The following is a 6,895-nucleotide window of genomic DNA, read 5'->3' on the forward strand; positions in this document are numbered from 1 at the left end:
GAATCCAGTGTGCTCTGACTCACGTTTTTTATCGCCTTAGATGTATAGTCCTGTATAGACAACCCCCTGTCAAGCGTTCTCCAAGGACCCAGCCGAGAAGCGTGCCGGCCCGCCACTGCACCAGCCGGGAGTCCCGATGCTCCCGACGGAAGGTACTGACATGAGAGTAATTTCGACGTCCTCGCACCCGCTCGAGGGCGATGAGCAGCTGTTTTCCGACCAGGAGGCGCGTGAGCGTTTCCTCGACCTCTACCTCCGCACCGCAGGTCACCCCTACGCAGACAACGCGGATCCCGCGGCGCGCGATCGGATCGCGAACACACATCTCGAGACGGGACGGCACCGGAACCCCGGGACCGCGGTCGTGCGCGGCATCGACGCCACGGACCCCAGCGGGATCGGACCCGCCGTGCAGATCGTCACCGACGACATGGCGCTGCTCGTCGAATCGGTACTCCTCACCGCGGCCAGGGTCGGTGCTCCCATCGAGGAGGCACTGCACCCGGTCGTCGCCGCCCGCCGCAAGGAGTCGGGCACCCTCACCGACGTGCGTCCGGGCACCGACGCGGGGACGGCGGAGTCCTGGATCCACGTGGGGCTTCGCTCCGACACCGACAGCACGGTCGTCGCCGCACTCGTCGAATCCCTGACGGCCGTCCTCGCCGACGTGCGCCGAGTCAACGCGGATCTGGCGCGCATGCGCGAACTGCAGATCCAGGTGTCCGAGCAACTCGCCGCGCAATCAGGGCAGGACGCGCAGTCCGAAGAACTCCGGGAGGCCGCCGACTTCCTGCGCTGGTGCGAAGCGGGCAACTTCACCGTCCTCGGATACGCGCGGTACGACGCCGACGGCGCACCCCGGGAGAGCCTCGGCGTTCTTCACGACCGGGAGGGCGATCGTGCGCCGGCCACCGAATCCGGTCCGGTCCTTGCGATCGGGCAGGCGGCGCTCCCGGTGTCCGTGCACCGTTCGTCGTATCCGTCCTTTGTCGGCGTCCGGGCCGCGGGGGTGGAGCACCGCTTCGTCGGCGTGTTCACGCCCGCGGGCAGGCACGAGAACGTCCTGGACATTCCGGGTGCGGGCCGCCGGGTGCGGGCCCTGCTCGACCGCGCCGGCTTCGACATCGACTCCTTCTCCGGGCAGGCCGTGCTGCAGGTCGTGCAGGCGCTGCCGCTGACCGAGTTGTTCGCCGCGAGCCCGGACTCGTTGCATTCGGCGCTCACCGAGGTCGCCGGCATCACCGCGCGCGAACACATTCATCTCTTCCTCCGCACGGAAGTTCCCGGCGACAGCATGTCGGCGCTGGTGTTCATACCCCGCGACCGGTACAACACGCGGACGCGCCTGGCGGCCCAGCGGGTCCTCCTGGACGAGTTGAACGGCACCGCCGTCGAATACACCACGAACGTGTCCGAGTACCCGCTGGCGATGGTGCATTTCACGATGCGCGTCCCCGCGGACACCGAGGTGACGGACTCACGGCGACTGGAGATTCAGCGCCGGATCGCCCGGACCTGCCGGACCTGGGAAGACCGATTCCGCACGGGCGGCGAAGACGACGAACTCAGCGCCGCGTTCGAACGCGAACTCCTCGCGCACTATTCGGAGAATTTCCCGGCGGTGTACAAGCACGACTTCGACGCCCTGCGCGCCCGGACGGACGTGGCGGTGTTCGAGACACTGACGGACGGCGCGATCGAGACGCGGCTCGACACGCAGGCCGCCGACTGGCGCTTCACCTTCTTCGTCGGCGGCGCTCCGGCCTCCCTCAGCGATGTGCTCCCGATCCTGCAGAGCATGGGCGTCGCGGTTCTCGACGAGCGCCCGTACACGGTCGCGAACAGTCGCGGAACCGTGTGCTGGATGTACGAATTCGGGATTCGCCACGCAGCGGCCGGGCCGGTGGACGACGCGCTGCCGCACCGCTTCACGGAGACGTTCGCCGCGGCCTGGGAATCGCGGGCGGAGACGGACAGTTTCAACGAACTCGTGCTCCGGGCCGGCCTCGACTGGCGGGAGGTGGAGGTGCTGCGGGCCTACGCGCGCTACCTCCGGCAGGGCGGGTTCCCGTACAGCCAGAACCACATCGCGACGGTCCTCGGGGATCACCCGGAGATCTCGCAGGCGCTGATCCGGTTGTTCGCCGCGAGGTTCGATCCGGATGCCTCGGCGGAATCCGGCGAACTGACCGGATCGTTGGAAACGGCGATCGGCGACGTGCTCGGCCTCGACGCCGATCGCATCCTGCGCGCCTACCTCAACGTGGTCCTGGCGACCCTGCGCACCAACCGCTACGTCCGCGCGGACCGGGAACGGTCGGTCCTGTCGTTCAAATTCGATCCGCAGCGGATCCCCGAATTGCCGCAGCCGCGGCCCCGCTTCGAGATCTACGTCTACTCGCCGTGGGTCGAGGGTGTGCACATGCGGTTCGGCGCCGTCGCGCGGGGTGGCCTGCGGTGGTCCGACCGCAAGGAGGACTTCCGCACCGAGGTGCTTGGCCTGGTGAAGGCGCAGGCGGTCAAGAACTCGGTGATCGTGCCCGTCGGCGCGAAGGGCGGGTTCGTCGTCGCCCGCCCACCGGCCCCCACCGGGGACGCGGCGCGGGACCGGGACGCGCAGCGCGCCGAGGGTGTGCGCTGCTACCGCAGTTTCATCAGCGGACTGCTCGACGTCACCGACAACGTGGACCTCGCGAGCGGCGCCGTGATCCCGGCGCCGCGGGTGGTGCGGCACGACGGCGACGACACCTACCTCGTCGTCGCCGCGGACAAGGGCACCGCGACGTTCTCCGACATCGCGAACGACGTTGCGGCACAGTATGGATTCTGGCTCGGGGACGCGTTCGCGTCCGGCGGATCGGTCGGCTACGACCACAAGGCGCTCGGCATCACCGCCCGCGGCGCGTGGGAGAGCGTGAAACGGCACTTCCGGGAAATGGGGATCGACACCCAGTCCGAGGAGTTCACGGCCGTCGGGATCGGCGACATGAGCGGCGACGTGTTCGGCAACGGAATGCTGGCCAGCCCACACATCCGGCTCGTCGCCGCGTTCGACCACCGGCACGTGTTCCTCGACCCGAACCCCGACGCGGCCACCTCCTTCGCGGAACGGGAACGGCTGTTCGCGATGCCGCGGTCGTCGTGGGCGGACTACACACCCGACCTGATCAGCGCGGGCGGCGGTGTGTGGGAACGATCGAGGAAGAGCGTTCCGGTCAGTGAGGAGGCGCGACGCGCGCTCGGGCTGGCGCCCGGGACCACCGAACTGTCGCCACCCGACCTGGTGCGCGCGATCCTGCGGGCGCCGGTGGATCTGCTGTGGAACGGCGGTATCGGCACGTACGTGAAGGCGGGCACCGAAACCCACCTCGACGTCGGAGACAAGGGCAACGACGGCGTCCGGGTGGACGGCGCCGACGTCCGGGCGCGGGTGATCGGTGAGGGCGGCAACCTCGGCCTCACCCAGCTGGGACGCATCGAATTCTCCTGCAACGGCGGTCGGATCAACACGGACGCGCTCGACAACTCGGCGGGCGTGGACTGCTCCGATCACGAGGTCAACATCAAGGTCCTGCTCGACGCCCTCGTCAGCGGCGGCCGTCTCGCCGCGGAGGACCGCGCGGGTCTGCTCGCCGAGATGTCCGGGGAGGTGTCGCGTCTCGTGCTGTCCGACAACGTCGCCCAGAACGACGTGCTGGGCACGAGCCGGGCCGACGCCGCCGCGTCGCTCGCGGTGCACGGACGGCTCATCGGCCACCTGGAGGGCCGCTACGGTCTGGACCGCGCGATCGAGGTGCTGCCGTCCCGGAAGGAGATCGCCGCCCGGGAACGCGCGGAGGCGGGACTCACCTCGCCGGAACTCGCGACGCTCATGGCGCACGTCAAACTGGCGCTGAAATCGGATCTGCTGGCCGGCGACCTGCCCGACAGCCCGGCGTTCTCTGATGCCCTCGCCGGGTACTTCCCGCGCAGACTGCGGGAGTCGTTCGGCGACGCCATCGGTGAACACCCGCTGCGCCGGGAGATCGTCGCGACGGTCCTCACCAACGACGTCGTCGACAACGGCGGCATCACGTACGCCTTCCGGCTGGGGGAGGAGGCCGGTGCCGGTGGTGCCGACGCCGTGCGCGCGTTCGCGGTGGTCTCGGAGGTGTTCGACCTGCCGTCGCTGCGCCGCGACATCCGGGACGCAGACCTCGACGCCGCGCTGTCGGACGAGTTGACGCTGTTCACCCGGCGGTTGCTCGACCGGGCGTCGCGGTGGATGCTCACCCGCAGGCCCCAGCCGCTGGCGGTCGGGGCGGAGATCAGCCGATTCCGTGACCGGGTCGCGGACCTGACACCGCATGTCGCGGGCTGGCTGTGCGGCGAGGACGCGGAAAGCCTCCGCAGTCGCACGGCCGCGCTGGTGGCCCGCGGTGTCCCCGCCGACCTGGCCGGGCGTGTCCAACTGCTGCTCGACCGGTTCGCGCTGCTCGACATCGTCGAGATCGCCGACATCACCCAACGCGACCCCCGCGAGGTGGCCGAGGTGTACTACCGGCTCGGGGAGTGCCTCGGTCTGGTCCACCTCCTGGTGGGGGTCTCGCAGCTGGGTCGGAGCACGCGGTGGAACGCGCTGGCCCGGTTGTCGTTGCGCGACGAGTTGTACGACACGGTGCGGGCCCTGTGCCTCGATGTGATCGCGGGCAGCGAGATCGCGGACACGGCGGAACAGAAGATCGGGGAGTGGGAGGACCGCAATGCCGCCCGGCTGGCGCGGGCCCGCCACACCCTCGACGCCGTTACGGAATCGGGTGAGCACGACCTGGCCGCTCTCTCCGTCGCGACCAGGCAGCTCCGCAGCATGGTGAGGTGACATCGGGCGCACCGCGCGATTGCGGCTTACCCGTGCAGTCGGCCGATAGACTGCAAAAGGCCGACTGCACGGGAAGTTCGTCGGTGCCGCAGAGGAATGGGTGTCAGTGGTAGAGATCGCAGTAGTCGACGCGGAGCTTGCTGCGTTGTACAACGGACCGGGGACGGAGTCGGCCCCGGCGTACGAACGCGTCAAGCACCTGATCGTGTCGCAGATCAACGCCGGCCGCTGGCAGGAGGGCGATCAGCTGCCCTCGGAGAACCAGCTCGTCGGCGCTCTGGGGCTGTCCCGCATGACCATCAATCGTGCACTGCGCGAACTCAGCGCCGAGGGTCTCGTGGTGCGCCTGATGGGGGTGGGCACGTTCGTGGCGGCCACGAAGACGGCGTCGCCGCTGTTCGAGGTCAAGAACATCGCGGACGAGATCCAGCAACGCGGCCACCGCCACCGGACCGAAGTGGTGTACGTGCGTGAGGAAGACGCCGATCCGGCCAACGCCTTCATCCGGGATTCGATCCGCGGCAAGGTGTTCCACTCCCTGATGATCCACTACGAGGACGACACACCGATCCAGCTCGAAGACCGGTTCGTCAATCCCGCCGAGGCGCCCGGGTATCTCGATCAGGACTTCACCCAGCAGACGCCCAATCACTATCTGAGCGTGGAGGCTCCGCTGACGCGAGGCGAGCACGTCGTCGAGGCGATCCTCGGATCACCCGAGGAATGCCGGCTCCTCCACATCGAGCGTTCCGAACCCTGCCTGCTGATCCGGCGCCGCACCTGGTCGTCCCGAGGACTCGTCAGCGCAGCGCGTCTCGTGCACCCCGGTTCGCGGAACCGGCTCGAAGGGACGTTCGGGACGGGCTGATCGGGGATCCGGAGGGCCCTGCGTGTTGTGTCGAGCAGGTGCTCGTTCGAACGTCGGAACAGAAGAATTGATGCGGGTCGGTGGGGCTAATGCCCGGGAACCATCGACCCGCACCATCTGCACCGTTTGACGCACCGATCTGACAATCGTCATCGGACGGGGTAAACGGGGAACGCACTGGTCAGGGAGTTCCGGTCAACGGCCGGCATTTGGGACGTTCCGATCAGCGTTCGGCAATCGGGCGAGGCCTGCGCCGAGCACCATGGGGCAGCGATCATCGCGGCCCGGAAGCGGACTTCCGCCGGTGCGGCCGCCCGGCGAACGTTCGTAAGTACTGAAATCGCTAGGTACCGGAATCTGAGTATCCGTCGTGTTGAGGTCGGCGGGCGCGTTTGATCGCCCGGTATACCGTCGACCTGCCAACCGAGAACAAGTCGGCCAGTTCTGCGGTCGAGTACTCGCCCGACGAGTGAAGCTCGACCAGGTGCCGTTCCTGGCGTGGGTTGAGCTTAGGCTTCTTGCCCTTCAGGTGTCCCTTCGCCTTCGCGATCCGCATCCCCTCCCTCGTTCGCGCCCGAATCAGGTCGCCCTCGAATTCGGCGACCATCGCCAAAACGTTGAACAACAGGCGACCGACCGGGTCGGCCGGATCATGCAGTGTGGCTCCGATCTGCAGGCAGGCATTCCGGGCGGTGAGCTCGTCGACGATGTCCCGGGCATCGGGCAACGAACGGGCCAGACGATCCAACTTGGTCACCACGAGGGTGTCGGCGTTCCGGCACGCTGCAAGGGCGTTCTGCAGACCGGGCCGCTGACGATTGGTACCGGTCAAGCCGTGATCGACGTAGATCCGTTCCGGTGGCACCCCGAGCCCGAGCAGCGCCTGCTGCTGTGCTGTCAGGTCTTGCTGGTCGGTGGACACTCGTGCATACCCGATGTACATCGCTGATTCCCATCTCTCGAACGCGCAACGCCGGCGGCGTGGTGCTTGGGACTCAACGGTCAAATAGCACGACGAGGGCGGCTAGACCCGCTCCCGATGAGCTAGTGCCGCAGTGCATAGCCGTAGGCAAGTCCACTGGCGACGCGTACCCCCTGCGTGTCAGGGTGAGTTGAGTCCAACGGTTCATAGCAACCCCGCCAGCAGGGCGAGAGACGGATCAACCCCA

3 protein-coding genes are annotated in these 6,895 nt (G+C 68.0%); 2 read left to right on the forward strand and 1 reads right to left on the reverse strand.

Going from position 1 to position 6,895, the window contains the following annotated elements:
- Positions 1-160 precede the first annotated feature (160 nt).
- Positions 161-4,858 (forward strand): NAD-glutamate dehydrogenase, encoded by a 4,698-nt coding sequence (locus MLGJGCBP_RS29310; protein ID WP_160099946.1) that lies wholly within the window; start codon positions 161-163, stop codon positions 4,856-4,858.
- Positions 4,859-4,958: 100 nt separating this feature from the next.
- Positions 4,959-5,726 (forward strand): histidine utilization repressor, encoded by a 768-nt coding sequence (gene hutC, locus MLGJGCBP_RS29315; protein WP_072938860.1) that lies wholly within the window; start codon positions 4,959-4,961, stop codon positions 5,724-5,726.
- Positions 5,727-6,069: 343 nt separating this feature from the next.
- On the opposite strand, the gene MLGJGCBP_RS29320 is transcribed toward hutC, so the two are convergent.
- Positions 6,070-6,669, reverse strand: coding sequence for a recombinase family protein (locus MLGJGCBP_RS29320; protein WP_160099948.1), 600 nt, complete (start codon positions 6,667-6,669; stop codon positions 6,070-6,072).
- Positions 6,670-6,895 lie beyond the last annotated feature (226 nt).

This window comes from Rhodococcus sp. T7, from assembly GCF_009872365.1.
Classification (GTDB): Bacteria; Actinomycetota; Actinomycetes; order Mycobacteriales; family Mycobacteriaceae; genus Rhodococcus_F.